We start from the raw sequence: 26,001 nt of genomic DNA, 5'->3' as shown, positions 1-26,001 counted from the left end.
GGAAAACTCAGAATAGTCGGTTCAAATTGGTTTCGTATTTTTCGCGCGTCTTTTCCCGCAGTGGCGTGGTGAGAGCGCGGCGCATGAAATCGTCGGGGATGAGGGCAACACCATCATAGCCCATGATTTCGGCGGTGGTGATTCTTTCGCCAGAGTAGGGGGTGATGGTGACATCCATGCCTGCTTGCACGGCTCCAGGGGTGATCACACGGCAATAAGCGCCGGAGCGTCGGGCTTTGTGGAAGCGTTTGAGCCAGCGCGGATCGCCCATGCGGGCCGAAAAGGTGCGGCAAGGCTTGCGGTAATAGGTCACCTCAAGAACGAGCTCGCCAATGGTGAAGCGATCGCCAATGGCACAGGTGAGGCTATCGGTGCCCGAGAGGGTGAAGTTTTCGCCAAAGAGGCCGGGCTCGGTGGCGATGCCTTGGGTTTCCCAGAAAATATAGTCTTCCTGGAAATAGACGTAGATCGCCTGATCGGCGCCGCCGTGGTGGCGGCGGTCAGCGATGATGTCTGTGGCGATGCCTTCGCGGGTGATGGCGACCGGGCCAGCAACGGGAAGCTTATAAATGCCCGTCAGCGTCTGGGTGCCGGGAATGTTGCGCGGGACGCCGACATTAACGCTGAGGAGCTGAGCCAAGTTATTTCTCCCGTGAGGCAAAATAGCGGGCGGTGGCGCGTAGGCCGTCGGCCTTGGGGCCAAAGGTGCGGAGGCACCCAACCGCTTCATTGACGATTTGCGCCAGCGCCTCGCGCGCGCCATCGACGCCCAGACGAGCGACGAGGGTTTGCTTATTCTTATCGGCGTCCTTGCCCGTGGCTTTGCCCATGGTCTCAGCGGTGGCTGTGACGTCTAAAATGTCGTCGGCCAGCTGGAAGGCGCGGCCTGCGGCTTCGGCATAGGCTGTGAGGGCGGAGAGAGCGCGCGGTTCAGCACCACCGAGAATCGCGCCCATGCGGACGGAGGCGCGAATGAGCGCGCCGGTCTTCATCGCCTGCATGGTGGAAATCTCATCCGGGGTGAAGCCGCCCTTTTCCCCTTCGATGTCGCGCATCTGCCCGCCAACCATGCCGCCAGCACCAGCGCCGGAGGCGAGCTCGGTGACAAGGCGAATGCGCACCGTAGGGTCTGCGTGGCAGGCTTCATCGGCCAGCATGGAAAAGGCGTGGGTGAGGAGCGCGTCGCCCGCGAGAATCGCTGTGGCGTCGTCATAGGCCTTGTGGACCGTGGGGCGACCGCGACGCATGTCGTCATTGTCCATGGCGGGCAGATCGTCGTGGATCAGCGAATAGCAATGGATCATCTCAACAGCGAGACCCGCGCTCAGCGTCGCCTCTTTGGGCACGGAGAAAATGGCTGCGGCCTGACGCACCAGCAGCGGGCGCAGGCGCTTGCCGCCTTCGAGTGCGCCGTGGCGCATGGCCTCAACCAGGCGATCGGCAGGAAGACCCGGTCCACTCAGCTGAGTGGCCGTTAGATATTGCGAGAGGCCGGCTTCAACGGCGCGGGCGCAATCAGCGCTATCGGCAGAAAAATCGTACATGGCTCGTTGCTAGCCCGAAGGGGGAAATACAGCAAGAGGCCGGGATGGCACGGGTTTGCAGGACCGAGAGGTTCTTTTAAAGAGGGGGAATGTCCAAAGGCATCAAATCACTCTTTAGAGCCCTCAAAATACCGATGATCATTCTCGGGGTGTTGATCGCCATTCCCGTGGTGATGACGCCGATCTATCTGGTGGTGCCGCCCATTTCGGTGCCGATGATGGTGCGCGGGGTGACGGGGCAACCGGTGACGCGGGTGTGGCGCGATATCGACGATATTTCCGACCGCTTGAAGGCCGCGGTGATCCTTTCCGAGGACGGGCAGTTCTGTCGGCACTGGGGGGTCGACATGAGCGCCCTGAGAATCGAGATCGACAATTACTTTGCTGGCAAACCCACCCGCGGCGCTTCGACGCTGACCATGCAGGTGGCGCGCAATCTCTTCCTTTGGAATGGGCAGAGCGCGGTGCGCAAAGCGCTCGAGGTGCCGCTGGCGATGTATATCGATCTGGTCATGCCCAAAAAGCGGATCATGGAGATCTATCTCAATATCGCCGAATGGGGACCGGACGGGGAATTTGGTGTGGCAGCGGGCGCTAACCGGGCTTTTGGGCGGGAGCCGCAGAATCTGGACTGGCGGACGGCGAGCCTTTTGGCGGTGACACTGCCCAATCCGATCGTGCGCAATCCGGCCAATCCTAATCGCGGACTCAGCCGCGTGGCGGGGATTGTGCAGCAGCGTGCCCAAGAATATGGGGCCCGGGCGTCCTGTGTGGGGCAGGGCGGGCAGCTCTCACTTTAGTGCAAAGGCCCGTGTTTTGAGTCAGAAACCCCTAGCCAAGGGTGGTTTTCTGATCTATAGACCGCACCAATCCTGACAGAGATAATCTCTCTGGGCCGCTAGTTGGCGGCACAACGATATTGAATTCGGAGTTCCGACCATGGCAGTGCCAAAACGCAAAACTTCGCCAATGAAGCGCGGTTTCCGCCGCTCGCATGACGCGATTGCAAACCCAACCTATGTCGAAGACAAGGATTCGGGCGAGCTTCGCCGTCCGCACCACGTTGATCTCAAGACCGGCATGTACCGCGGTCGCCAGATCCTCGCGGTCAAGGGCTAAGCCGAAAGGCGGTTTGGCGCAGATGCGCTAGATTTGATATTAAACGGTCGATCCAGTGATGGGTCGGCCGTTTTTGTTTACCCCCACCGCCACAAGAAGCGGTGTTTGCAAACAGTTTGGAGAAGGCAAATGAGCACGCGCGTCGAATCGGACACCATGGGCACAATCGAGGTTCCGACCGATAAGTATTACGGGGCACAGACGGCGCGTAGCCTGATGAACTTCGATATCGGCGGGGAAAAGATGCCCGTCGAAATCATCCGTGCCTTCGGCATTCTGAAAAAGGCGGCGGCGCTGGCCAATCACAAGCTGGGCCTGATGGATGAAGCAACGCGCGACCTCGTGGTTGCTGCGGCCGATGAAGTCATCGAAGGCAAGCTCGCTGACCACTTCCCGCTCGTTGTCTGGCAGACCGGCTCGGGCACGCAGTCCAATATGAACGTAAACGAAGTGATCTCGAACCGCGCCATTGAAATGGCGGGCGGCGTCATGGGCTCCAAGAAGCCTGTGCACCCGAACGATCACGTCAATATGAGCCAGAGCTCGAACGACACCTATCCAACTGCGATGCATATCGCGGCGGTGGAAGCGGTCGAGAATTATCTCTACGAACGCGTCGAACTGCTGCGCAACACGCTCAATGCCAAGTCCGAAGAGTTCATGGATGTGGTCAAGATCGGCCGCACGCACTTGCAGGACGCAACCCCGCTCACCCTTGGTCAGGAAATCTCGGGCTGGGTGGCGCAGATCGACTATGCGCTCGACGCCATCAAGAAGACCATGCCGCAGCTCAAGGAGCTGGCGCTGGGCGGGACCGCTGTTGGGACCGGGCTTAACGCCCATCCAGACTATGCGGTGACTGTGGCGGCGGAAATCGCGGCGCTGACCGGGCATGACTTTGTGACTGGCCCGAACAAGTTCGCGCTGCTCGCGGGGCACGACGCTTTTGTCGGCACCTCGGGCGCGCTCAAGCAGCTCGCTGTTGCCTTCATGAAGATCGCCAACGACGTGCGCTGGTTGGCTTCGGGTCCACGCTCGGGTCTGGGTGAAATCACCATCCCAGAAAACGAACCGGGCTCTTCGATCATGCCAGGCAAGGTGAACCCGACTCAGTCGGAAGCCATGACCATGGTTGTGGCGCAGGTGATGGGTAATGACGCGGCGATTGGCTTTGCGGCTTCGCAGGGCAATTTCGAGCTCAACGTCTTCAAGCCCGTGATCGCTTACAACTTCCTGCAGTCCGTGCGTCTGCTGGCGGATGCGGCCAAGTCGTTCAACGACAATTGCGCCATCGGCATTGAGCCAGACCACAAGCGCATCAAGCAGCTGGTGGACCAGTCGCTGATGCTGGTAACAGCGCTCAACCGCAAGATTGGCTATGACAACGCGGCCAAGATCGCCAAGACCGCTCACAAGAACGGTTCGACCCTGCGTGAAACCGCGATTGAACTGGGTCTGCTCACCGGCGAAGAGTTCGACGCTGAAGTGAAGCCAGAACAGATGGTCGGCCCGCTCAAGCGCTGACTTTTAGATTTTTGCATCCGGGCTTGCACAAGCATCCGGATGTGGGGGATCAAAAAAATGCCGCTCCGTAAGGGGCGGCATTTTGTATTTAGGGCATGGGGTAGGGCGTGACGAAGGGCATGATGTCGACGCCACTGCCGGGGAAGATGGCAAAATGCGGGTGGTCAGCAAAAATGGCTGCGGCGGCATCAATCGTTTCGGCCTCGACAACGATATAGCCGCAGATGTCATTCTTGGCCGGAGCAATGCCGGAGCCGGACGCGCGCAGGGTGCCTCCCACCATTCCGCCCTTATCAACGATCATGGCCGCATGGGTCTTCTCCCAAGCTTCCCACGCCGGGAGCCCCTGATCGTCCACGGCGTTCTGCTCTTCCTCAGGGCGTTCGCGGAAGCGGTCGAGGTCTTCTGGAGTCATCGTATAGACTGCTAGAAAGTGAGGCATTCTGGCCTCCTCAGCTTGGTTTGGATGCGTGATGCTAGGGCGGCAAACGCAAGTTGTCACGCAAACAAAAATGCCGCCCGGAGGCGGCATCGTTCAGTTTAGGCGCGCATTGGCTTGAGCGCTGCGGCCCATTTGGCCAGTTCGTTGAGCTGAAGCGTCATCCCATCAATCATGGGCTGGTTTGGCGTAAACACGCCATCCTGCATGAACTGCGGGAACATCGGCACGGGCACCACCTGCGGGATGGCGTGCACATTGACGTTGCTCAGGAGGGTGCGCAGGGTCTGTGCTGAGCGCAGACCGGCAGAAACGCCGCCATAGCTGACCACGCCCGCGCATTTATAGGCCCACTCGTTCATCAGCACCTGAATGGCGTTGATGGTGACGGCGGGGGTGAAGAAATCATATTCCGGGGTTACGAAAATGAAGGCATCGGCCGAGCCGACGATGGCCGACCAGTTCTTGGTGTGCTCGAAGGCGTAGGTCTGCAAGCGAGGGTGGGTGGCCTCATCGAGGAACGGCAGGTTCACTTCTGCCAGATCGACAATCTCGACATTGAATTGGCCGTGGGCAATGGCGCTTTCAGCAACCCAAGCAGCAATTTTGGGGCAGACACGACCGGGGCGGGTGCTGCCGATGATGATTTTAAGATTAAGCGACAAAAAACTCGTCCGTTCAGGAGATCGGATAGAAGGATAGGGGGATTGAAACTGCGATATGGCCGGGCGGGGGAGCGAGGACAAGAGAGCTCAGCCTGCGACAAGAGCGCACTGTTTGAAGGAGCCGTTCCAATTGGGGAAGGAGACGGTAAGTGCGGTTTCGGGCTTTCAGACCTCGGCCGGAGCGCATTAGGGTTAGGGCGACGCAGAACCAGAGTTTGTTGCTATGACCACTCCCTCTTCCCGCCCTATGGCCAAGACCAGCCTCAAATGGTCGATGATCGAAGAAGATCTTTCGATTGCAGACAAGTTCCGTCTGGTCGCTGATCTTGGTTTTGATGGGGTTGAGCTGGACGCGCCCAATGATCTGCCGCTGGCGGAAGTGCTGGCGGGACGCGATGCGACCGGCGTGGCTATTCCGGGCGTGATCAATTCGGCCCATTGGCCGACCCCGCTCACTGACCCTGATCCTGCGGTGCGTGACGCCTGCGTTGCAGCGAGCATTGAAGGCATGAAGCAGGCCAAGGCCTATGGCGCGGAAACCATGTTGTTGGTGCCCGGCGTCGTCAATGACAAGACCAGCTATGCGGCAGCTTATGACCGCGCTGTTGAAGGCATTGATCGCCTGCTGCCGCATGCCGAAGAGATCGGCATCAAGATTGCGCTTGAAAACGTCTGGAACAATTTCCTGTTGAGCCCGCTCGAAGCCGCGCATCTGATTGATGGTTTTGAGAACGACCATCTGGGCTGGTATTTCGATATCGGCAATGTGCTGCGCTATGGCAATCCATGCGACTGGATTGAAGCGCTGGGCACACGCATCATGCGCCTCGATGTCAAGGAATATAGCCTTGCCAAGATGAACGCCGAAGGCCCGTGGAAGGGCTTTGAGGTGGAGCTGGGCGAGGGTGATGTGGATTGGGCTGCGGTGAACGCCAGCCTTGCCAAGATCGGTTATTCCGGCTGGGCTTCGGTGGAAATGCCGGGCGGCGACCGCAACCATCTCGCCGATATGAAGGCGCGATTTGATCGCCTGATCACGCTTTAGGCGCTAGCCTCGCGACGCGCCTTGCCTCTTTAAAAGAAAAACCCCGCTGTCGTGGCGGGGTTTTGTTTTATGCGGCGGATGATTGGCGCAGGAAGCGTTTGAGATTGTTGAGGCCATGCTCACAGCCAAACAGGGTTGGATCGCCCCCTTCATATTCGAGCGAGACAAAACCATCATAGCCGGAGGCGATGACCGCGTCGGCAAGGGCCTGAATGTCGAGATCGCCATAGCCCAGAACAGAGCCGCGAATGAACTCGCCGCCGGCCGTTTTCAGCCAACCCGGACCGGGCTCAGCTTGGCGCATATAGAAATCCTTGAAGTGGACGAAGCTAGCGAGGGGCAAGGTGCGGTTGGTGGCGACATAGGGATTGTCGTCGACGCAGAGGAAATTGCCGACATCGACGGTGAGCTTGAAATTGGGGTGGTTGACCAGATGATGGAGACGCGTCAGGCGCTCGGCTGAAACCATGACGAAGCCATGGTTTTCAACGCTGGTGACCACATTTTTGCTGGCGCCATATTCGGCAATCTCGCGGCAGGCATCGGCGAGGATAGGATAGGCATCTTCAATGGCCTGAGTGTCGGCCAGACGATTGCCCCAAATGACGATGTCATGGCGCAAATAGTTGACGCCGAACCGCGCGCAAAGATCAACGTAGCGTTTTACTTTGGCGATCTCCTCGGCGCGATTTTCGCCCAACATGTCTGCGCCGAGGCAGAAGCCGGAGATGGGAATGCCGGTGCGGGCAACGGCGGCTTCCAGCGCGCGAAGAGTTTTTTCATCGCTGGCAAGATCATAGGTCGATCCTTCGCCGGGTGGTGCGAAGCTGAAGGTTGCGATTTCCAGGTGCTCGGCGCCATTTGCGCTGAGCCAATCGAACAGGCCATCGACGCTTAGGCTGCCATTCGAGAGCAGGGGGAGGAAGCTATAAGAGGACATACCGATCTTCATCAGCGCGCTCCGGGAATAGAAATTATCGCATTAGTTTCAGTTGGCTACTTTACATCGAGTTTGCACAATTGATACCAATTTCATACCAGCGTTTTGATGGAATTCGTTTCATGTCTTCTTTCTCCACCGACGTCGTCATCATCGGTAGCGGCCCCAATGGGAGCGCCTATGCGCGCGTGATCCGCAACAATTGGCCTGAAGCCCGCATCGTGATGGTGGAGGCTGGCCCTCAAATCCTTCCGGAAGTGGGCGGGCACCTCGACAACGTGCTGGATTTGGAAAAGCGCGCTGAGCTGGAAACGCTGGCGCAGGGCGCCGATCGTAGCCGTCGCCTGTCGATCTCCAAGGAAGAATGGGAAGCCCGTCGCGCGGGCGGTTTCGACGCCTCGCTACTGCGCCGCTCGGGCCTGTTCATCGCCAATGAGGGCGATGATGGTCAGGGCCTGTTCGCAGGCTTCTCGGCGGCAAACGTCGGTGGCATGGGCACAAAGTGGTCGACCGGCACACCAACGCCATCGGAGGCAGAACGCGTCCCGTTCATTGCGAGCGATGTGTTTGACGCGGCTGTCGCCGACGCTGAAAAGCTGCTGGGCACCAATAAGGACCCGCGTGCAGGCGACGCAGTTGCTGCGCAACTGCGCGAGCGCTTGGGGGCGGAATTTAATCCGGGCCGGAACGACGATCGCACCGTGCGCCCAATGCCGCTGGCGGCAACGCCAAAGGACGGCGATCTGTTCTACCACGGCACCGATGTGATCCTAGGCGATCTGGTCAAAGAGCCGAAGGAACGCTTCCAGATTTTGGCGGAAACCATTTGCCGCCGCGTTATCCATGAGAATGGCCACGCAACTGGCGTTGAATTGGTCCGTGCGGGCGAGAGCGAAAGCTTCGTTATTACGGCCGCCACCGTGGTGGTTGCCGCCGATTCGCTGCACACGCCGCAGATCCTTTTTGCCTCGGGCATTCGCCCAGCGGCGCTGGGGCGCTATATCAACGATCACTACATGATCTCCCAGATTGCTGAGTTCCAGAGCAAAGAGCCTATGCGGGCGATGAACTGGATCCCAGCGACCAAGGATTTCCCCTTCTCGGTGACGATTGCCCAGACCAGCCTGAGCAGCATGCCGGTCAATGAAGAGTTTTCGGGCTATCCAGTGGGCATGGGCGTGTTTGTGCCGGCCGATGTCGACGCAAACAATCGCATCGAGTTTGACGAGAACAATCTCGATTGGCACGGCCTGCCGTCGATCTCGATCAAGTGGCAGCAATCGGCAGCGGATCTGGCGCGTATCGAATATGCCAAGGAAACCGCCTTGCGCATTGCCAATATTATTGGTCGTCCAGCGCCGGGCTTTGCCACGATCCAACTGCCAGTGGGCAGCTCGCTGCACTATCAGGGCACGATCCGCATGGGCGAGGCCAATGACGGCACCAGCGTTTGCGACGCCACCAGCAAGGTGTGGGATTTTGACAATCTCTATGTCGCGGGCAATGGCGTGATCCCAACCATGACCGCAACCAACCCCACTTTGTACTCGGTGGCGCTGTCCACTCTGGGCGCGCGTCAGATTGCTGCCGCTCGTCGCACCCTTTAACTTTTCGGGAGACCCTTCATGACCGCAACACCGCTTAAAGTACTGGTGGTTGGACTAGGCCAAATGGGTCGTAGCCATGCATTGGCCTATCATAGCCACGAAGGCTTTGAGATTGTGGGTCTGGTGAACCGCTCGGCGCCGAGCAATCTGCCGGAGGATCTGGCCTCTTATCCGCTGCGTACGGATTACGCAGCGGCACTGGCTGAGTTCAAGCCGGACGTCGTCTCGATTGCAACGCATACCAATACCCATGCTGACTATGCCGTAGCGGCGATGGCAGCGGGCGCGCATGTGTTCGTGGAAAAGCCCTTGGCAGCAACGGTCGCGGATGCGCGTCGCGTGGTGGCGGCGGCCGAGCAGTACAAGCGCAAGCTGGTGGTGGGCTATATTCTGCGTCACCACCCATCGTGGACGACACTGATCGAGCAGGCCCGCAAGCTCGGTGGACCCTATGTGTTCCGCATGAACCTCAACCAGCAGTCGAGCGGGGCAGCTTGGGACATTCACCGCTCCATCATGCAGACCACGTCGCCCATCGTTGATTGTGGCGTGCACTATGTCGACGTTATGTGCCAGATCACCGATGCCACCCCGGTGGAAGTGCGTGGCATGGGCGTGCCGCTGGCCAAGGGTCTGCCGGAAGGCATGTATAATTACGGCCACTTCCAGGTGCTGTTCGATGATGGGAGCGTCGGCTGGTATGAGGCGGGCTGGGGCCCGATGATGTCGGAAACCGCGTTCTTTGTGAAAGACGTGATCTCGGCCAATGGGTCGGTGTCCATCGTCATGGATCAGGGCGCGGCCTCGGCCGATATCAATGCGCACACCCAGACCTCGCGCATTTTGGTGCATCACGCAGGGCTCGATGCGGACAACAAGCCGCTCAAGGCCGACGAGTGGCTCGATATGCATGGGGAGCCGGACCATCAGGGGCTGTGCGATCGCGAGCAGGATTATCTCTATCGCGCGATCACAGAAGACTATGATCTGACGCGCCATATGAATGACGCGGTGGCTTCGCTCAACATCTGCATTGCGGCAGACGAGAGCGTGCGGACCGGCCAGCCGATCAAGCTCTAAGGCTTTTGGCGGGAGGGGCGTGATGTCCCTTCCGCTTTTTCGCGCGTGCTAGCCGCGCCGAGCGGCGTCTATGGCGGCGACGTCGATTTTCTTCATGGTCATCATGGCTTCAAAGGCGCGGCGGGCTTCGTCGCCACCGGCCTGCATGGCTTGGGTGAGGGTGTCGGGCGTGATCTGCCAAGAGACGCCCCAACGATCCTTGCACCAGCCGCACATGCTCTCCTCGCCGCCATTGCTGGTGATTGCATTCCAATAGCGGTCCGTCTCTTCCTGGTCCTTGGTGGACACTTGCATGGAAAAGGCTTCCGAGTGCTTGAAGGTGGACCCGCCATTGATGCCGATGCAGGGAATGCCCATGACCGTAAACTCGACGGTGAGAACGGCACCGGCTTTGGTCGATGGATTGTCGCCGGGGGCACTGCGGACAGCGTGGATATGGGTGTCGGGGAAGGTGGCCGCATAAAATTGGGCCGCTTGCTCTGCCTCGGTATCGTACCAGATGCAGACAGTATTCTTTGGAGTCGTCATTGTCGTCTCCTCCTGCCGGAATGGCGTTTGCAGGCTAGCAGAAGATTTTTGGCTTGGTCACTCGGTTTCTGGGAGGGGGTGATCAATCCTCGTCGCTGAGCGGCGTGGGAAGCCTTTTCCAGCCGCGCGGCGTTTGCTAGGGAAGACTATCAAGGCGCGGAGAGCGAGATGAGCGAAACAGTGATGATGCCAAGCCGTTCGGTGCGGGCGCACAAGGGGCGGTTTATTCCGCCACTGCTGGTCGTCCCCTTTGTGCTCTACAATATTGTTGTGTTCATTTTCTTTGGCGGGAACCCGGCCAACTGGAATTTTGGACTGTTTTCGCTGCCCATGCCTTCGGGCATGCCTTGGGCGATAACCGCCGGCGACTTTCTGGCCGTAATCGGGATTTTGCTGCTGTTCTTCGAGGTGCTGAAGTCCACGCGCACGGCACAGGCGTCCATCGTTGAGCACATGCTCTCAATGGCGCTGTTCATTTTGTTTTTGGTGGAGTTTTTGCTGGTCGGAGCGGCGGCGAGCTCGGTGTTCTTCCTGCTCATGGTGATGAGCCTGATCGACGTGGTCGCCGGATTTACCGTTTCGATCACCAGCGCCAGCCGCGACGTGGAAATGCACTAATCCACGGCGACAAAGATTGGACGAAACTGGCGCCTCAGGGCGCCATTTTTGTCTGCGGGGTGGAAGTGTTAAGCGACGACAGTCTTGCGATAGCCAAGCGGCATGCGGCGGTCGGCCATGCTCATGCCGCGACCATAGGCACCGACGGCGCCTTCTGCCGTATTGGTGCGGCGATGGCGCTGAGGCGGCAAACGATCACGCGCTGCGATCAGCTGGGAGACAAATTCGGGGGTTGGCGCGCAGTGCGGTGAAGACGAACGGGCGCTCAGCTCACTCTGGAAAGAGTAAACCACCGGCGTATCTGTATCGAATTCGGGCAGTCCGGGCATAAATCGCTCCATTTTGGGCCCGCTGTTCCATTTTGGAACATTCTTACGCGTGCCTTACCCAGTTAGGGGCAAGTGCTGTGCCAGATGGTAACGATTTGTTAAGAATTAGCTAGACGGGAGTTCGCTAAAAACCGCTTAAAACTGTCTTTGTGCGCCGTATGGACAGAAAAATAGGCCGGTGGATTGCACCGGCCTAAATCTAGTTTGATTAGAAAGTGTCTTTGCCCTTGCGGATGGCGCCAAAGACTTCGCCTGCGTCTGCGCCCGAGAGACCATAGAACTGCGCCAGTTCCGGAGCATCGGCGCGCAGGAAGGGATTGGCCTTCTTATCTTCGCCGAGGTTGAACGGAATGGTTGGCTTGCCAGCGTCGCGCAGAGCGGTGACTTCGGCAGCGCGGGCCTGAAGCGCCGCATTGTTGGGGTCGATCGAGAGCGCAAAGCGCGCGTTCGAGGCGGTGTATTCATGGCCGCAATAAACGAGCGTTGCGTCGGGCAGATCGCGCAGGCGCTTAACGCCGTCCCACATTGGGCCGGGCGTGCCTTCAAACATGCGGCCTACGCCGAGCGAGAAGAGGGCGTCGGCAGAGAAGAGGTGACCGCCTTCGGCATTGTAGAAGACAATGTGACCGAGCGTATGGCCGGGGGTGGCGAAAACCTCGAACTTGGCATCGCCGACCGAAACAATGTCGCCTTCGCCGACGAGGTCATCGAGGCCTTCGATCTTGTCAGCTTCGGCCTTTGGACCGACGACGCGCGCGCCATAGCTGGCCTTGAGATCGGCGATAGCTTCGACGTGGTCGATGTGGTGGTGGGTGATGAGAATATCGGTGAGGGTCCAGCCGCGTGCCTTGAGCGCCTTTTCGATGGCGGCGGTTTCAGGCGCGTCGATGGCTGCAGTGCGACCTGTGGCCTCGTCATGCACGAGATAGCCGTAATTATCGTCACGGGCGGGGAAGACATCCACGATCAAAGCCATTGCGAACTCCTAATTTGACTGGCCGCACGCTAGGAAGTCGTGGTCACGATGACAACCGGGATTGGACAAGAGCGCGCGTGTTTCCTAAGTTTAACGCATGAGTTCGGATGTCGCGCGCCTTATCGCTTATTATAAATCTCCTTTGGGGCGGCTTTCGCGCGCACTTGTGCGCGAGCACGTTGTGGCTTTGGCTGGCGACGTGAAGGGAAAACGCGTGTTGGGGCTTGGCTTTGCCACACCCTATATGCGCTTTGCTCTTGAGCCTGCTGAGCGGGTTCTGGCCTTTATGCCGGCGCGGCAGGGGGCTTCATCCTGGCCGCGCGAAGGCCCATCTCGCACGGTGTTGTGCGATCCGCTCGAAATGCCGTTGAACGATGCTGCCATTGATTTGACCATTGGCATTCATGCCCTTGAGCATGTGGCGGACGCCGAAGAACTGATGCGCGAGTTGTGGCGGATCACAGCGCCGAACGGGCATCTCATTTTGGTGGTGCCAAGGCGACGGGGCATGTGGGCGCAAAGGGACAACACGCCCTTTGGTCAGGGAAACCCGTATTCGGGTGGGCAGATTGAAAAGCTGCTGCGTGACCATAGCTTTGTGCCAGTGGCCTGGCGCGATGCGCTGTTCGTGCCGCCGATTAATTCTAAGCTGATGATGCGCTCAACGCGTTTTTGGGAAGGGGCAGGGCGCGTCGTCGGCTCGGCCATGAGTGGGGTGATTTGCGTGCGGGCGCGCAAGGAGGCTTTTCCAGCTGTGCCGCGCCGCATCAAAGAAACGCGCTATGTGCGCGTGCCTAACTTAAAGACGGCAACCGCACGCTCGGGATGATTGCAGGATTGTGCCACAGAGGCTTTGCCTTTGGCTCTGTGTTTGCATATGGTCCGCGCGGCTTTCCTGCCTAATCAGATGACCAATATGTCCGAAAATAAGCGCCCGACGCCGCAAGCCGGCATTCTCGACATTGCCCCCTATTTGCCCGGCAAGTCCGGTGCGCCGGGGAGCTATGCGATCAAGCTTTCTGCCAATGAATCCCCGCTCGGCGCCAGCCCAAAGGCTATCGAAGCCTTTGCCGCTATGGCCGACAAGCTGGCGATTTATCCAGAAGGCTCGTCGAAGATTTTGCGCGAGGCAATTGGTGAGGTGCATGGCATCGACCCTGAGGCAATTGTCTGCGGCAATGGCTCGGACGATATTTTGCACCTGCTGGCGCAGATCTATCTTGGCGAGGGCGATGAAGCGGTGATGAACCGCTATGGTTTTTCGGTCTATCCGATCATCACCAAGGCGACCGGCGCGCAGATCGTTATGGTCGAGGAAACCGATTATACGGCTGACGTCGATCTGATCCTTGCCGCTGTGACTGAGCGCACCAAGGTGATTTGGCTCGCCAATCCGAACAACCCGACCGGCACCTATCTCACCGACGCTGAAGTGCGCCGCCTGCATGCGGGTCTGCGTCCCGACATTTTGCTCGTCATCGACAGTGCTTACGCCGAATACGCGACGGCCGCCGACTATTCGGTTGGGATCGAGCTGGTGCGTGAATTCGACAATGTCGTGATGGTGCGCACCTTCTCGAAAATGGGGCTGGCTGCGGCGCGTATTGGCTGGATGGTTGGTCCTGACCACGTCATCGACGCCATGCACCGCATTCGTGGTCCGTTTAACGTCAACCTGCCCGCGCAAATGGCCGGGGCCGCAGCGATGCGCGACGTTGAGTTTACAGCCCAGCTCAATGCTCACAATGCTAAGTGGCGTGACTGGCTGACCGCTGAACTGAGCGGCAATTCCATGCGCGTGCTGCCAAGCCAGGCCAATTTCATCCTTGTGCTGTTTGAGACCAAGGAAGAGGCCGCGGCTGCGTTTGAAACGCTGCTGGCCGCAGGCTATGTCGTGCGTGAAGTGGGCAAATCCTACGATATTTGGAACGGCATCCGCATTTCTATCGGCTCGGAAGAGGCGATGCGCGCGGTGGCGCAGGTGCTTAAAGAGTTTAAGGGGGCGTAATGGCGGCGCAGTTTAAAAAGCTCGCGCTGATCGGCATTGGCTTGATCGGCTCTTCCATCGCGCTGGCGGCTCGTCGTCATGGCCTGGTCGATACCATTGCGATTGCAACCCGCAAGCAAGAGACGCTGGATGAGGCCAAGGCGCTGAACCTTGGCGATATCTATACGCTCGACAGCGCCGAGGCCGTGAAGGGCGCAGACCTCGTTATTCTGTGCGCGCCGGTTGGCACCTATGCCAAGCTGGCCGAAACCATTGCGCCACACCTAGAGCCGGGCGCGATCATTTCCGACGTTGGCTCGGTTAAAGAGCACGTTCTCAATGCGGTGGGGCCGTATCTGCCTGATACAGTGCATTTTATTCCCGGACATCCGCTTGCGGGTACTGAACACTCGGGGCCATCGGCTGGCTTTGCGGAGCTCTTTGTTGGCCGTTGGTGCGTGTTGACGCCGGGCGAGGAAGTGCCACAGGCAGAAGTCGACAAGCTCATCGGTTTTTGGCAGGGCATGGGTTCCAATGTGGAATGCATGGACGCGGCTCACCACGATATGGTGCTGGCGATTACCAGCCATATTCCGCATTTGATCGCTTACAATATTGTGGGCACGGTGGCCGACCTTGAGGCTTCGACGAAGTCTGAGGTGATCAAGTTCTCGGCTTCGGGTTTCCGCGATTTTACCCGTATCGCGGCGTCTGATCCGGTGATGTGGCGCGATATTTTCCTGACCAACCGTGACGCGGTTTTGGAAATGCTCGGACGCTTTTCAGAAGATTTGTCGGCGCTGCAGCGCGCTGTTCGCACCGGCGATGGGGCTTCGCTGGAAGCGCTCTTTACCCGCACGCGGGCCATTCGCCGGTCGATCATCAATGCGGGTCAGGAAACGGCCGCTGCCGATTTTGGGCGCGCTCATGAGGCCGCGCCCAAAACCGACGATAAGGCTTAAAACAGCGGCGGGATGGCGGCGACAGGCACAAGCCCTGCCGACATGCCGCCATTGGCAAAGGTTAGAACATTGGTGTGTCGGCCGTTTTCGCCCGGCACACCCAGAACCAGAGTGCGCACAGGTTCTTCCAGCATTACGCCCAAGCGCTGCGCTACACCCTCAGAATCAATGGTGATCGAGCCTGTTGGATAGCCTGCAGCGTCCAGCGTCAGCTCGCCCGTGGCGTTGAGGTCGCCCTGTGGATCGCTGGCGCGAAGGCCAACGAGATTGAGCGTGCCGCCAGCCTGCTGCCAATCGGGCAGGAAGGGGACGGCGCCGAGTTTGCGCAGATCATCGGGCAGGGCCGAGAGTTCGGCTTCCAATTCGGCATTGGTCTGGGTGACGTTAAAGCCGGGGGCTTCAATATCGGCAAAGCGCAGATAGGTGGCGACCGAGGCGCGCTTGGTTTCGGTGTTGTGCGCTTCGGGAATATCGAGCAGATGCAGTTCGGCCTTGGAGCTGGTGGCGATAGTGCGATCACCAAAAAGCTGATCGGCCCAAACGAGATCGTCGGCGATCAGCGAAATGCGGCCAATGCGCCAATCCTTGAGGCGAATGCTGGCCTCAAGGCCAGACCAGGCAAGGCTCTGCTCGGAGCCGGTGAAAGCATCGGAAATCGTGGCCGGGCCAAGCGCTGAGACGCGGGCATTGGTTGGGCTATAGACAAAGGCTGTGGCGCGGACGGCTGGAATTTTGGTCAACACGTCGCCGGTGACGACACTGGCATTGCGGCAATCAATGGCAAAGCTGGACGGGAAACCCGTGATGTCGAGCGTTTCGCACACCAGCTGCGGCGCGGTCTCGCCATCATTATAGGCGAGCAGGCCGATCTGCTCGCGCAGTTGGCCCGAAATGTAGAACCAGACGCCGGTCCAAGCCAGCAGGACGAGCAGGACAACGCTGCCGAGAATGATGATTCGCTTCTTCATATCTTCTTCTTATCTGGCGCTGACGGCGCTTGCATCACTGTGATGCTTGCACTGCATTTGTGTCGCTGGCGGGTCTGGATTACCATGATGGTCAGTTCAAGCATGGTAGTTCGACTGAATGCAAACACGATGGGTCTTTGGCTATGGTTCGCTGATTTGGAACCCTGGTTTTTCTTTCGTGTCGTCGCAGCTGGGCATGCTTCGCGGGGCGCATCGCTCGCTCTCTATCATCTCGCATCATCATCGCGGAACGCCGGATGTGCCCGGACTTGTGTTTGGGCTGGCGCGAGGCGGGTCCTGCCGGGGCATGGCCTTTGAGGTCAGTGAGACGGTCTGGGATGAGGTGCGGGCCTATCTTGATGCGCGCGAGCTCGTCACCTCGGTCTATCGCGACGTCTGGCGGCCTGTGACGTTGGCTGATGGGCGGCGGGTGAGCGCTTTGGCCTATGTCGTGGACGAAGCCCATGAGCAGTTTGCGGGCAGCTTGCCGGTCGCGGAGCAATTGGCGATCATCCGCGCGGGTGTCGGAATTTCGGGCCGCAATGTCGACTATGTGATCAACACCGCCAATATGCTGAGCCAGCTGGGGATACGCGATAAGCGTTTGGCGGACATTGTTCGCCAGCTGCAAGAGGCCAATAGCGCTGCGGCGTAAGCTAGGCGGCGTGTTGGTGGGCAGGCCCCGGGGTGCCGACAAGATCCCACACCACAGCTTGCGCATTGTCTGGGCAATCCATGGAAAAAGCGTCGGTAGCGTTTTCAAGAGCCTGACGGAATTTGGCGCGGCTTGAGGTGTCGACGATCAAATCATCGGCCGTTCCAGCCCAAGCAATGACCGAGCCTTCGGCTAAAACATAGAGCGCGGCGGTATTGAGGCTGAAGCTTGAGAGATTTTCGGGAACAAGGCCATAGTCTCGGCCGGAGCGGCCAAGCCAATGTGTGACGGTCGCTTTGTCTTGCTCGTTCCTATCAACACACGCCATTTCGCGAACCCATACAAACTCACGGAACAAAAGTAGAACAAATTTGACGCAAAGTCAAAGCATGTTCTGCGATGTGTCTACCTATATGGTCCGCTTCCGGATGGAAATCAAGATGTAGTGTTTTTTGCGTTGTGGAGTGCTGCTAATCGTTGTTTGAGCTGACCATCGAGGGGACGGTTGAGGCCTTCAGCTTCCGCTTCGAGGATCAGACGATTGGTTTCTGCCTCAATGGCGGAGCGCAGGCGGTCCATGAACACATCGGGACTGAGGCCGGGCTCAATCGGCGCGAGAAAGCGGGCTTTGGCTGTACCGGGCCAGATGAGGAGGCTATTGCGGCCCCAATAGAGGCCGGAATTGAGGGCGACGGGCACAACGGGGACATTGAGCTGGGTGTACATGCGCACGATGCCTTGCCGGTAGTCCGGCGGGGCGAGGGGGGCTTTGCGCGTACCCTCGGGATAGATGACGATCTGGCAGCCGCGCTCGATGGCTGCGCGCGAATCTTGCAGCATGAGGGGAATGGATTCGGCGCCACGCTGACGGTCGACCTCGATGCAGTCGATGGAGCGTGCGGCCCAGCCGAAAAAGGGGATCCGCATCAGCTCTTTTTTGGCGATGAAGGCCGGCCGCGTGATGTGGGGGAATAGCCCGAAAATATCCCAATCGGACTGGTGCTTGGAGGCGATGATGCAGCCGCCGGGGGGGATGTTTTCAGCGCCCTCGACCTCGGTTTTAACGCCGACGATGGTGCGCAGATAAACGAGGTTGGACGCGCACCAGAAACGGGCAATGGCAGTGCCGACGCGCGTGCGCCCGGCGATGACTGCAATGGTGCCCAAGATCAGCGCCAGAACTACGGTTTGACCCAAAAACACCACATAAAACAGGACGGTTCGGAGGGCCTGGATCGCGGTTCTGATCGACATGTGGGTTGCCTTGTCAACGGCTGGTGCTGCCTCGTCATAGCGTGATGGGCAGCACTTGGCGAGGCATTTGGATTAGGACGCTTCGCTGAGATAGCGACGAACGGTGATGCGCGAGGTGATGGCTGTGAGGACGGCAATAACCGGCACAACGGCGATGACCCAGCCGATGCCATCAAGGCCAAGGATGAATTGGCCGAACAGAGCATCCATCTGCGCTGTCGCTTCTGAGGGGAGAACCGAGCTGGCGGCTGTGCCTACGAGGAGGAAGAAGACGATCGCCAGAAGCGCGCCCAAGAGGCCGCCTTGCAGGCCAATAGAGAGGAAGCGTCCCTGAAATTCGCCAGCGATGAAGCGATTCGATGCGCCGATAAAATGCAGTACGTCGACGATTTCGCGGTTTGTCGCCATGGCGCCGCGGGTCGCAAAGACAATGGCTAGAACCGTCGCAACGCCAATGAGGCCAAGCACCAGCAGACCAGAGAACACAACCGTTCCGGCCATGGTGTTGAGCTGTTGACGCCAAGCGGCGTGGGTATCGAGGCTTGCGCCATTGATGGCTTGCAGATTGCGCGAAAGCTGTTCGACGTCGGCCAAGTTTGGATCAGAGAGCTGAACCACCACAAGACGCGGGATGGCGATGGTCGATAGGTCGAGCCCTGCGCCCAGCCAAGGGGTTAGGAGAGCCTCGCTCTCGGCAAGGGTCAGCGCGCGGGCATTGGCAACGCCGGGGGTGGATTGGGCCAGCGACACGGCGGTGCGCAGATTGCTGTCCATCACCTCGCCCTCAACCGGGCGGATCTGGATGGTCAGTTCGCGGCCAACGTCAGCGGACCAGGCAATGGCCGATTTTTGCACCAGCACGACGCCACCCAAGGTGACGGCCGATAGGAAGGCCATGATGGTGATGAGCAGAAGGAGGGTGCGCCCGGCGACGGATTTTTCCGGCACGATTGGAGCGGCACCGGTGCGGCGCGGAACGAAGCGCAGAAGCTGCTTAACCATGGATGGCCAGCTCCCCCTTGTTGAGAACCATGCGCGGATAGGAGAACCGATCGAGCAGGGGCAATTCGTGGGTGGCCAGAATAATGGTCATACCCAGGGTGCGATTGAGTTCGGCGAACAGGTGTACGAGGCGGCTCGAGAGTTCTGGATCGACGTTACCGGTCGGCTCGTCTGCCAGAAGAATTTTGGGGCGGGCGATCACGGCGCGGGCAATGGCAGCGCGTTGTTTTTCGCCGCCTGAAAGAAGCGTAGGGTGCGCGTGCATGCGTTCGCCCAGACCAACCCATTCGAGCAGCTCGGTCACATTGGGGCGATATTCGCTTTCGGGCTGACCGAGAACGCGCAGCGGCAGGGCCACGTTTTCGAAGGTGGTCAAATGATCGAGCAGGCGAAACTCCTGAAACACGATGCCGATATGGCGGCGCATTTGCAAAAGACTATCCTGATCGAGATTGCCCACGTCTTCGCCAAACATGGTGACTTTGCCGCGCGACGGCTTCAGCGACAGCAGCAAGAGGCGCAAGAGGCTGGTCTTGCCAGAGCCCGAAGGGCCCGTGAGAAAGTGAAACGAGCCGGGCTCGATGGAGAAAGACAGGTCTTTCAGGATCTCCGGGCCATGGCCGTAGCGCAGACCCACATCGGAAAACTCGATCAAGAACGGATGCTCCCCAGCTGGTCCGGTGGTGCCAAAAAGGCGAATCAGCCTTTCGGCCATCATAGCAGCGTCGTGTAGCCGACGCGGTGTTAGGCAAGTGTTTCGACGGGGGAAACGGCACAATTGTGGTGATGACGTCGCTTTAGCGAGGTTTGAGGAGTTTTAACAAGTGGGCATTAGGGTCAATGCGACTCCATGTGAAAGCCACTCGGCGCGATGATTATTTCTTGTCCGCATTGCCAGACCAAATACCAGGTGGCGTTTGACGCCATAGGGTCGGCTGGCCGTAAGGTAAAGTGTGCCCATTGTCGGCAAGCTTGGGATCAAGTGCCAGTCAATGAAGCCCCTGCAATTCCTGAGGGAATCAAGCTCACTGATCTGGCTGAAGACCTGCTCGATGAGGCCATGGCCGAGGCGGCCAAAATGCGCAGCAGGCGAAAGACCACCGCATTGGTTGAGGCGATTGCCGAGCCCGTTGCTCCTGTTATGCCCGACGAATCTGTCGGTGAGACGACTGTAGACCTGACTATGCCCCCGCCAAATGCCGCCGAATTAAAACAACGACAGGCGGAATTTTCTCGCCGCCAAAGTGCTTTAAGTTCTCGCCTGCCGCTTGCCCGCGTGCGCCGTGGTGCGCGCATGACGAGTGTTCTGTTGCTCTGTGCCGTGCTGTGCACTGGCTATTTTGCGCGCGTGCAATTGGTCGAACGTTACCCGGAACTGGCCGGCCTTTATTCCAGCATTGGGCTGGGCGTGAATACCGTTGGTTTGGAATTTACCAAGTTGCAGACGCTGCGGAGCCTCTCGCAGGGTAAGGACGTTCTCACAGTCTCGGCGCAAATTGTAGGAATTGGCCGAAAACCTGTCCCGGTGCCTCCGGTGGTGGTCAGTCTCTTGGATAGCAGTGGACGCGCTATTTATGAGTGGAGTGTCAATCCGCGCGTGCCCGACCTTATGGCTGGGGAAACAGCGACGTTTGATACGCGACTAACGCTGCCACCAGCTGATGCGCAACGCGTGCGCTTGAGCTTTGCCTCCACGGGGAGCGCTGTCCGTCCGGGGACAGAACAGACATCACAGGCGGCGGTGCCGCAAGTGGTTCAACCTATTGCTCATGCCGGCATTTCGGCAACGAGGTAAACAACAGCATGGCACGCATTCTTGTTGCAGAGGACGATCCATCGGTCCGCGCCTTCGTCGAAGCTGCTCTGAAAATGAGAGGCCACGAGGTTGTGGCTGAGGAAGATGGTGAGCTGGCTGCAGAAACGCTGGACGCCGAAAATGGCGCATTCGACCTGCTGCTGTCCGATATCAAGATGCCGGTGTTGGACGGCATTGCCTTGGCGCAGCGCGCAGGGGCAAGCTATCCAGAGCTGACTATTTTGTTGATGACAGGATTTGCAGATCAGCGCGAACGCAGCCGTGGGCTTGAGGCGCTGATCTACGATGTGATTCCAAAGCCGTTTACGCTCGTCGACCTTTTGGCGAAGGTTGATGATGCCTTGGCGGGTGTTCCTGTTGAGGTCATGTCGCTGGGCCAAAGGGCCCAAGCGATCTAACCCCCAAACTGATTACAGCCAGTCTGGCACGCTATCGAGCGCGAGCAGCTCATCAATGCTCTTGCGTGGACGGATGACGTGCCAGCGGCTGCCATCAACCAGGACCTCGGGCACAAGCGGGCGCGAGTTATAGGTTGAGGCCATAACAGCGCCATAAGCACCCGCACTCATCACGGCCAAAAGGTCGCCTTCGACGACGCCCGGAATGGTGCGGTTAGTGGCGAGGTAATCGCCGGTTTCGCACACGGGGCCAACGATGTCGCCCGTGATGGGGGCGAGGTTGGAGTGGTTGACCGGGACGATGTCATGGTGGGCTTCATAGAGCGTGGGGCGGATGAGATCGTTCATCGCCGCATCGACAATGACGAAGTCCTTTTCGCCGCGCTTCACATATTCCACCTTGGTGACCAGAATACCGGCATTGCCGACGAGCAGGCGGCCCGGCTCAATAACGAGCGAGCAGCCGAGCTGCCCGACCTTGTCGCGTACGACAGCGGCGTAAGCATCTGGATGAGGCGGCAGTTCGCCATCGGCCGAATAGGGAATTCCGAGGCCGCCACCGACGTCGACATGCTCGATGGTGTGACCGTCTTCGCGCAGAGCTTTGACAAGTTCAGCCATCAGACCAAAGGCATTGCCGAAGGGTTCTAGGTCGGTGATCTGGCTGCCGATGTGCATGTCGACGCCAACAGCCTGCACATTTGGTAGCGCAGCGATGCGGTTATAGACTTCACGAGCGCGCTTGAAGGGAATGCCGAACTTGTTTTCGGACTTGCCGGTCGAGATCTTGGCGTGGGTGCGGGCATCAACGTCTGGATTGACGCGCACGGAAACGCGTGCGGTGAGGCCAAGATCAGACGCGACCATGGACAGGCGCTCAAGCTCGGGCTCGCTCTCGACGTTGAAGCACTTGATGCCGGCTTCTAGGCCGCGACGCATGTCCGCAATGGTTTTGGCGACGCCGGAAAAGACGATCTTGTTGGCTGGGATGCCAGCGGCGAGCGCGCGTTCCAGTTCGCCCAGCGAGACAACGTCGGCGCCACAGCCTTCGGCGGCCATGAGCTTGAGCACGGCCTGATTGGAATTGGCCTTCATGGCATAGGCCAGGGTCGTGGGAATGCCTTCAAACGCCTTCTGAACCACAGCGACGTGACGGCGCAGAGTGGCGCTGGAATAAACGTAGAAGGGAGTGCCGACCTCCGCCGCGAGTTCGTTGAGATTGACGTCCTCGGCAAAGAGGGTGTCGTTGCGGTGATGGAAGTGGTGGACCACGATAGTTCCCCAAAGGCGATAGTTTGAGAAACCTCTACGGCAAGCTTGGAGAAAACGGAAGCGGCAGCGTGCTCTAGCGCTCGTAAACCGCCTCGATCCGCTCAGCGACCATGTGTTGCAGTCGCCACATATGGGGATCGTGAATGCCCATGTCTTCGAGATGGCTGACGGTGGAGTAGAGGTAGTCGGCCATTGAGCCGCGCGTGCCTGTGGCGGTGGCCAGCATATCGGCGATTTGCTCTTCGCTCAGGCCCGCAACATAGCGCCCAGAATGGCGATCAATGCAAAACGTTAGGGCGCGCACGGTGCGGTCGCCGGATTTCACCTTGACCCAGCGCGGTGGGAAAGAGCTGGGGAGCCAGCTCATCTCGCGCTCCAGCAGCTTTTGGACGTTCTCGTCCCGCGTGTCGGGGGGCAGACGATAGAGCGCGCCATTGCAGGCGCCGCCGCGATCGAGCGCCAGCATCAGGCCGGGGTTTTCCGGGCTGCCGCGAAAGCCAGTGTTCCAGCCCAAGCAGAAGCGACGGTGCCAACCATGCAGTCGGCCAGTTCGCACCTCGACATAGTCGCAGGCGGGTCGCCAGATGAGAGACCCATAGGCAAAGACCCAGGTTTCCTCGTGGTGGTCCGCTTCGGGAAAAAGCTGGGCGATGGTGGCATCATAATCGGCCTGCGTGGCTTCGCGCATGCCCGCAGGAGGCTTGGGCAGGGCGACATCAATGGTCGCGGGCTGGAGATGGGCCACGTGACGCGGGGTAAGGCGCATCTGTCGGGTACGAGAGAGCATGTTACGCGACCGTATAAGCTGTTGGATATGCTCAAGCTATGGTGCTGGGCTCGATTTGCAAGACCGCTGGCGTGAACAGTCTGTCACCAAAAATAAAGCCCTCCAGGGGAGGGCTTTATTGTTTTGGCTTATTCGATGCCGCCGTCGCCGTGACCAGATTTCTTGGCTTTTAGCGCGCGCGGCTCGTGGGTCTCCCCGGTGAGCAAGGATTTCCAACGCGCGGCCTGTGCCACGACATTGCTCGGGGCGGTGCCGCCGTAAGATTTACGCGCGGCAACGGAGGCTTCCACGGTGATGACCTTATGGATGCGGCTGTCGATACGCTCATCGACTGCCTTAAAGTCTTCGATGGTCAGACCTTCGAGACCGCAGCCCTTTTTCTCTGCCGCCGAAACAATAGCGCCGGTGATGTGGTGGGCATCGCGGAACGGAATGTTCAGCTCTTTCACCAGCCAATCGGCAACGTCGGTGGCGGTCGAGAAGCCAGCCGAGGCCGAAGCATGCATCTTGTCGCGGTTCGGCTGCATATCGCCAACCATGCCGGTCATTGCAGCAAGGGAGAGCGAGAGCGCGTCGAGCGCGTCAAACGCCACTTCCTTGTCTTCCTGCATGTCCTTGGAATAGGCCAAAGGCAGGCCCTTCATGACGACGAGCAGGGAATTGAGCGAGCCCATAATGCGACCGATTTTGGCGCGAACCAATTCGGCAGCATCGGGATTGCGCTTCTGCGGCATGATGGACGAGCCGGTGGTGAACTTGTCCGAGAGCTTTACGAAGCTGAACTGGGCCGAAGACCAGATGACCATTTCCTCGGCGAAACGCGACAGGTGCATGGCGCAGATGGCCGCTGCTGCAAGGGTTTCGAGGATGAAATCGCGGTCAGACACAGCGTCGAGCGAATTGGCGGTTGGGCGATCAAAGCCCAGCGCCGAAGCGGTCATTTCGCGGTTGATCGGATAAGGCGTGCCAGCGAGGGCTGCGGAACCCAATGGGTTTTCATTGAGACGCTTGCGCGCGTCTTCCAGGCGACCTGCGTCGCGGCCGAGCATTTCGACATAGGCGAGCAGATGGTGGCCAAAGGTCACCGGCTGGGCGTTTTGCAGATGGGTGAAGCCCGGCAGAATGGTTTCCGCTTCGTCTTCGGCGCGGAGCACCAAAGCGAGCTGGAGCTTTTTGATCTGGGTGACCAGGTGGTCGATGTAATCGCGCACATAGAGCTTGAAGTCGGTCGCGACCTGATCATTGCGCGAGCGGGCGGTGTGCAAACGGCCTGCAGCATCGCCGATCTTCTCACGCAAACGTGACTCAACGTTCATGTGGATGTCTTCGAGCGCACGGGAGAATTTGAACTCGCCGCTCTCGATTTCGCCCAAAACTTCGTCGAGGCCGGTCAAAATGGCGTCGCGATCTTCGCGCGTCAAAATGCCCGTGGCTTCCAACATTGTCGCGTGTGCCTTAGAACCGGCAATATCTTGACGGAAGAGGCGCTGATCAAAGCCGATCGAGGCGTTGATCTCTTCCATAATCGCATCGGGCGCCTCGGCAAACCGACCGCCCCACATCTTATTGCTTGAAGACTTGTCCGGAGACACCATGGCCAATATCCGCTCAGATCGATCCTCAACCGCGATGCGCTGGATCATGCCAGCTGCGGCGGGACTTGTGGTGGTTGGTGGGTCTATAGCGGCATGGCTGATGCTCGGCAATGCCGGGGAAGCGAATGAATGCCCAGTTCAGGCCGCTGCAGCACAGATTATTGAGGGCGCGGCTGTGGGTGAATTGGCCGCTTTGAACGGCACAGGCGAAGGTCGCGGCTATGCCGATATGGCATTTAAGGACATTGACGGCACGGATATGACTGTTGCGGACTTCAATGGAAAATCGCTGCTAGTCAATTTCTGGGCCAGCTGGTGTGTGCCGTGCCGCGAAGAAATGCCGGCGCTCGACGCCATCGCGACCGAGTTCAATTCCGATAGCTTTATGGTCTTGCCGATCAATCTCGATATTGGTTCGGACGGCTTGGGCAAGGCGCAGCAGTTTTTGGATGAAGGGCAGTTCGAGAACCTGCCGCTTTATGCCGACAACACTTTTGCAGCGTTTGAGCGGTTGAAGCGTCAGGCGGTAGCGATTGGCCTGCCCGCGACGCTTTTGCTCGACCCAGAAGGGTGCGAGCTGGCCGTGTTGCAGGGCCCTGCCGAGTGGCAGACCGAAGACGGCAAGAATGTTGTGAAGGCGCTTTTGAGCCTGCGCAGCTAATTTAAGCGATCTTGTCGACCGAGATGCCTTGACCGGGCGGTGGCGCATTGAGCGCCACCTGCATCAGCATCTCGAGCGTTTCCGTCTGCATGTCATGAGCTTTTCTCACCAGCGCGACGCTGATTTGTTGCTGCATGTGCTGCTGACGCATGCCTAGGGCTGTCGATGCCAGTTCGGCGCTCATCCTGAGACCTCTTGTATGGTGGGCTAAAGCTAGGCCCTAGTGCTTA

At 59.0% G+C, this 26,001-nt stretch carries 31 protein-coding genes and 1 pseudogene; 15 read left to right on the top strand and 17 right to left on the bottom strand.

Annotation, left to right across the window (positions count from 1 at the left end; genetic code table 11):
• Positions 1–7: 7 nt before the first annotated feature.
• On the bottom strand, positions 8–640 hold the full coding sequence (locus JHL21_RS12890) for an MOSC domain-containing protein (RefSeq protein WP_200213877.1): 633 nt from the start codon (positions 638–640) through the stop codon (positions 8–10).
• A 1-nt stretch (position 641) separates the two neighbouring features.
• Positions 642–1,544, bottom strand: coding sequence for a polyprenyl synthetase family protein (locus tag JHL21_RS12885; protein WP_200213875.1), 903 nt, complete (start codon positions 1,542–1,544; stop codon positions 642–644).
• A gap of 89 nt (positions 1,545–1,633) precedes the next feature.
• Here JHL21_RS12885 and JHL21_RS12880 point away from each other — a divergent pair, with 89 nt between their 5' ends.
• The 3 genes from JHL21_RS12880 to fumC all read left to right on the top strand — a co-directional run bounded on the left by JHL21_RS12880 (position 1,634) and on the right by fumC (position 4,187).
• Entirely contained in the window at positions 1,634–2,344 is a 711-nt protein-coding gene (locus JHL21_RS12880) for a biosynthetic peptidoglycan transglycosylase (protein WP_182394443.1), read from the top strand.
• A 139-nt stretch (positions 2,345–2,483) separates the two neighbouring features.
• Positions 2,484–2,663: a 50S ribosomal protein L32 gene (rpmF, locus tag JHL21_RS12875; protein WP_169195547.1), complete on the top strand. Its 180-nt coding sequence runs from the start codon at positions 2,484–2,486 to the stop codon at positions 2,661–2,663.
• A gap of 129 nt (positions 2,664–2,792) precedes the next feature.
• Positions 2,793–4,187, top strand: coding sequence for a class II fumarate hydratase (gene fumC / locus JHL21_RS12870; protein ID WP_200213873.1), 1,395 nt, complete (start codon positions 2,793–2,795; stop codon positions 4,185–4,187).
• 88 nt (positions 4,188–4,275) lie between these two features.
• Here the strand turns inward: fumC and JHL21_RS12865 are convergent, their stop codons facing one another.
• Both JHL21_RS12865 and JHL21_RS12860 read right to left on the bottom strand, forming a co-directional pair.
• The gene (locus JHL21_RS12865) at positions 4,276–4,629 is read right to left on the bottom strand and encodes a hypothetical protein (RefSeq protein ID WP_169195545.1); all 354 of its coding nucleotides are present in this window, start codon (positions 4,627–4,629) and stop codon (positions 4,276–4,278) included.
• A gap of 98 nt (positions 4,630–4,727) precedes the next feature.
• Complete coding sequence (locus JHL21_RS12860; RefSeq protein WP_199532156.1) at positions 4,728–5,291, bottom strand: NADPH-dependent FMN reductase; 564 nt, start codon at positions 5,289–5,291, stop codon at positions 4,728–4,730.
• A gap of 223 nt (positions 5,292–5,514) precedes the next feature.
• Here JHL21_RS12860 and JHL21_RS12855 point away from each other — a divergent pair, with 223 nt between their 5' ends.
• Complete coding sequence (locus JHL21_RS12855; RefSeq protein ID WP_254082046.1) at positions 5,515–6,336, top strand: sugar phosphate isomerase/epimerase; 822 nt, start codon at positions 5,515–5,517, stop codon at positions 6,334–6,336.
• A 67-nt stretch (positions 6,337–6,403) separates the two neighbouring features.
• Here JHL21_RS12855 and JHL21_RS12850 read toward each other — a convergent pair whose 3' ends face one another.
• Positions 6,404–7,288: a sugar phosphate isomerase/epimerase gene (locus tag JHL21_RS12850; protein ID WP_200213871.1), complete on the bottom strand. Its 885-nt coding sequence runs from the start codon at positions 7,286–7,288 to the stop codon at positions 6,404–6,406.
• A 110-nt stretch (positions 7,289–7,398) separates the two neighbouring features.
• On the opposite strand from JHL21_RS12850, the gene JHL21_RS12845 reads away from it, so the two are divergent.
• Both JHL21_RS12845 and JHL21_RS12840 read left to right on the top strand, forming a co-directional pair.
• Positions 7,399–8,883, top strand: a complete 1,485-nt coding sequence (locus tag JHL21_RS12845; protein ID WP_200213869.1) for a GMC oxidoreductase — start codon at positions 7,399–7,401, stop codon at positions 8,881–8,883.
• 18 nt (positions 8,884–8,901) lie between these two features.
• On the top strand, positions 8,902–9,963 hold the full coding sequence (locus tag JHL21_RS12840; RefSeq protein ID WP_200213867.1) for a Gfo/Idh/MocA family protein: 1,062 nt from the start codon (positions 8,902–8,904) through the stop codon (positions 9,961–9,963).
• Positions 9,964–10,011: 48 nt separating this feature from the next.
• On the opposite strand, the gene JHL21_RS12835 is transcribed toward JHL21_RS12840, so the two are convergent.
• The gene (locus JHL21_RS12835; protein ID WP_169195540.1) at positions 10,012–10,491 is read right to left on the bottom strand and encodes a VOC family protein; all 480 of its coding nucleotides are present in this window, start codon (positions 10,489–10,491) and stop codon (positions 10,012–10,014) included.
• Between the two features lie 168 nt (positions 10,492–10,659).
• On the opposite strand from JHL21_RS12835, the gene JHL21_RS12830 reads away from it, so the two are divergent.
• Positions 10,660–11,109 (top strand): hypothetical protein, encoded by a 450-nt coding sequence (locus tag JHL21_RS12830; RefSeq protein ID WP_349236465.1) that lies wholly within the window; start codon positions 10,660–10,662, stop codon positions 11,107–11,109.
• 68 nt (positions 11,110–11,177) lie between these two features.
• Here the strand turns inward: JHL21_RS12830 and JHL21_RS12825 are convergent, their stop codons facing one another.
• On the bottom strand, positions 11,178–11,438 hold the full coding sequence (locus tag JHL21_RS12825) for a hypothetical protein (RefSeq protein ID WP_169195539.1): 261 nt from the start codon (positions 11,436–11,438) through the stop codon (positions 11,178–11,180).
• A gap of 208 nt (positions 11,439–11,646) precedes the next feature.
• Entirely contained in the window at positions 11,647–12,414 is a 768-nt protein-coding gene (gene gloB / locus JHL21_RS12820; RefSeq protein ID WP_200213865.1) for a hydroxyacylglutathione hydrolase, read from the bottom strand.
• A gap of 97 nt (positions 12,415–12,511) precedes the next feature.
• Between gloB and JHL21_RS12815 the strand changes: the two genes are divergently transcribed.
• From JHL21_RS12815 to JHL21_RS12805, 3 genes are all read left to right on the top strand, one after another.
• Positions 12,512–13,243: a class I SAM-dependent methyltransferase gene (locus JHL21_RS12815; RefSeq protein ID WP_169195537.1), complete on the top strand. Its 732-nt coding sequence runs from the start codon at positions 12,512–12,514 to the stop codon at positions 13,241–13,243.
• 87 nt (positions 13,244–13,330) lie between these two features.
• A complete protein-coding gene (hisC, locus tag JHL21_RS12810) occupies positions 13,331–14,422 on the top strand; it encodes a histidinol-phosphate transaminase (protein WP_200213863.1) in 1,092 nt (363 codons plus the stop codon).
• Positions 14,422–15,363 (top strand): prephenate/arogenate dehydrogenase family protein, encoded by a 942-nt coding sequence (locus JHL21_RS12805; protein ID WP_169195535.1) that lies wholly within the window; start codon positions 14,422–14,424, stop codon positions 15,361–15,363. The genes hisC and JHL21_RS12805 overlap by 1 nt, the downstream gene beginning before the upstream one ends.
• On the opposite strand, the gene JHL21_RS12800 is transcribed toward JHL21_RS12805, so the two are convergent.
• Positions 15,360–16,331: a DUF2125 domain-containing protein gene (locus tag JHL21_RS12800; RefSeq protein ID WP_200213861.1), complete on the bottom strand. Its 972-nt coding sequence runs from the start codon at positions 16,329–16,331 to the stop codon at positions 15,360–15,362. The genes JHL21_RS12805 and JHL21_RS12800 overlap by 4 nt on opposite strands.
• 118 nt (positions 16,332–16,449) lie before the next feature.
• Here JHL21_RS12800 and JHL21_RS12795 point away from each other — a divergent pair, with 118 nt between their 5' ends.
• Positions 16,450–16,986, top strand: coding sequence for a gamma-glutamylcyclotransferase (locus JHL21_RS12795; protein WP_199532165.1), 537 nt, complete (start codon positions 16,450–16,452; stop codon positions 16,984–16,986).
• A gap of 1 nt (position 16,987) precedes the next feature.
• Here JHL21_RS12795 and JHL21_RS12790 read toward each other — a convergent pair whose 3' ends face one another.
• From JHL21_RS12790 to ftsE, 4 genes are all read right to left on the bottom strand, one after another.
• Positions 16,988–17,314, bottom strand: a complete 327-nt coding sequence (locus JHL21_RS12790) for a hypothetical protein (protein WP_169195532.1) — start codon at positions 17,312–17,314, stop codon at positions 16,988–16,990.
• 107 nt (positions 17,315–17,421) lie between these two features.
• Positions 17,422–18,240, bottom strand: coding sequence for a 1-acyl-sn-glycerol-3-phosphate acyltransferase (locus JHL21_RS12785; RefSeq protein ID WP_200213860.1), 819 nt, complete (start codon positions 18,238–18,240; stop codon positions 17,422–17,424).
• Positions 18,241–18,312: 72 nt separating this feature from the next.
• Positions 18,313–19,242 (bottom strand): ABC transporter permease, encoded by a 930-nt coding sequence (locus JHL21_RS12780; protein WP_169195530.1) that lies wholly within the window; start codon positions 19,240–19,242, stop codon positions 18,313–18,315.
• The gene (gene ftsE / locus JHL21_RS12775) at positions 19,235–19,897 is read right to left on the bottom strand and encodes a cell division ATP-binding protein FtsE (protein ID WP_169195529.1); all 663 of its coding nucleotides are present in this window, start codon (positions 19,895–19,897) and stop codon (positions 19,235–19,237) included. The genes JHL21_RS12780 and ftsE overlap by 8 nt, the downstream gene beginning before the upstream one ends.
• 216 nt (positions 19,898–20,113) lie before the next feature.
• Here ftsE and JHL21_RS18030 point away from each other — a divergent pair.
• The 3 genes and pseudogenes from JHL21_RS18030 to JHL21_RS12760 form a co-directional block, all read left to right on the top strand.
• Positions 20,114–20,212 (top strand): annotated as a pseudogene (locus JHL21_RS18030) (MJ0042-type zinc finger domain-containing protein); the annotation flags it as partial.
• 12 nt (positions 20,213–20,224) lie between these two features.
• On the top strand, positions 20,225–21,037 hold the full coding sequence (locus JHL21_RS18025; protein ID WP_200214141.1) for a DUF3426 domain-containing protein: 813 nt from the start codon (positions 20,225–20,227) through the stop codon (positions 21,035–21,037).
• Between the two features lie 8 nt (positions 21,038–21,045).
• The gene (locus JHL21_RS12760; protein WP_169195528.1) at positions 21,046–21,456 is read left to right on the top strand and encodes a response regulator; all 411 of its coding nucleotides are present in this window, start codon (positions 21,046–21,048) and stop codon (positions 21,454–21,456) included.
• 12 nt (positions 21,457–21,468) lie between these two features.
• Here the strand turns inward: JHL21_RS12760 and lysA are convergent, their stop codons facing one another.
• From lysA to argH, 3 genes are all read right to left on the bottom strand, one after another.
• A complete protein-coding gene (lysA, locus tag JHL21_RS12755; RefSeq protein ID WP_200213858.1) occupies positions 21,469–22,728 on the bottom strand; it encodes a diaminopimelate decarboxylase in 1,260 nt (419 codons plus the stop codon).
• Between the two features lie 73 nt (positions 22,729–22,801).
• Positions 22,802–23,515: a gamma-glutamylcyclotransferase gene (locus JHL21_RS12750; RefSeq protein ID WP_200213856.1), complete on the bottom strand. Its 714-nt coding sequence runs from the start codon at positions 23,513–23,515 to the stop codon at positions 22,802–22,804.
• Between the two features lie 128 nt (positions 23,516–23,643).
• Complete coding sequence (gene argH, locus JHL21_RS12745; RefSeq protein WP_211200590.1) at positions 23,644–25,110, bottom strand: argininosuccinate lyase; 1,467 nt, start codon at positions 25,108–25,110, stop codon at positions 23,644–23,646.
• Between argH and JHL21_RS12740 the strand changes: the two genes are divergently transcribed.
• Positions 25,109–25,771 (top strand): TlpA disulfide reductase family protein, encoded by a 663-nt coding sequence (locus JHL21_RS12740; protein ID WP_254082045.1) that lies wholly within the window; start codon positions 25,109–25,111, stop codon positions 25,769–25,771. The two genes, argH and JHL21_RS12740, sit on opposite strands and share 2 nt — an antisense overlap.
• A 1-nt stretch (position 25,772) precedes the next feature.
• Here JHL21_RS12740 and JHL21_RS12735 read toward each other — a convergent pair whose 3' ends face one another.
• Entirely contained in the window at positions 25,773–25,955 is a 183-nt protein-coding gene (locus JHL21_RS12735; protein WP_200213855.1) for a putative motility protein, read from the bottom strand.
• Positions 25,956–26,001 lie beyond the last annotated feature (46 nt).

Source organism: Devosia sp. WQ 349K1, from assembly GCF_016595685.1.
Taxonomy (GTDB): Bacteria; Pseudomonadota; Alphaproteobacteria; order Rhizobiales; family Devosiaceae; genus Devosia.
Note: the sequence above shows the minus strand (reverse complement) of the source record. Positions and strands in the feature narration are given on the sequence as shown.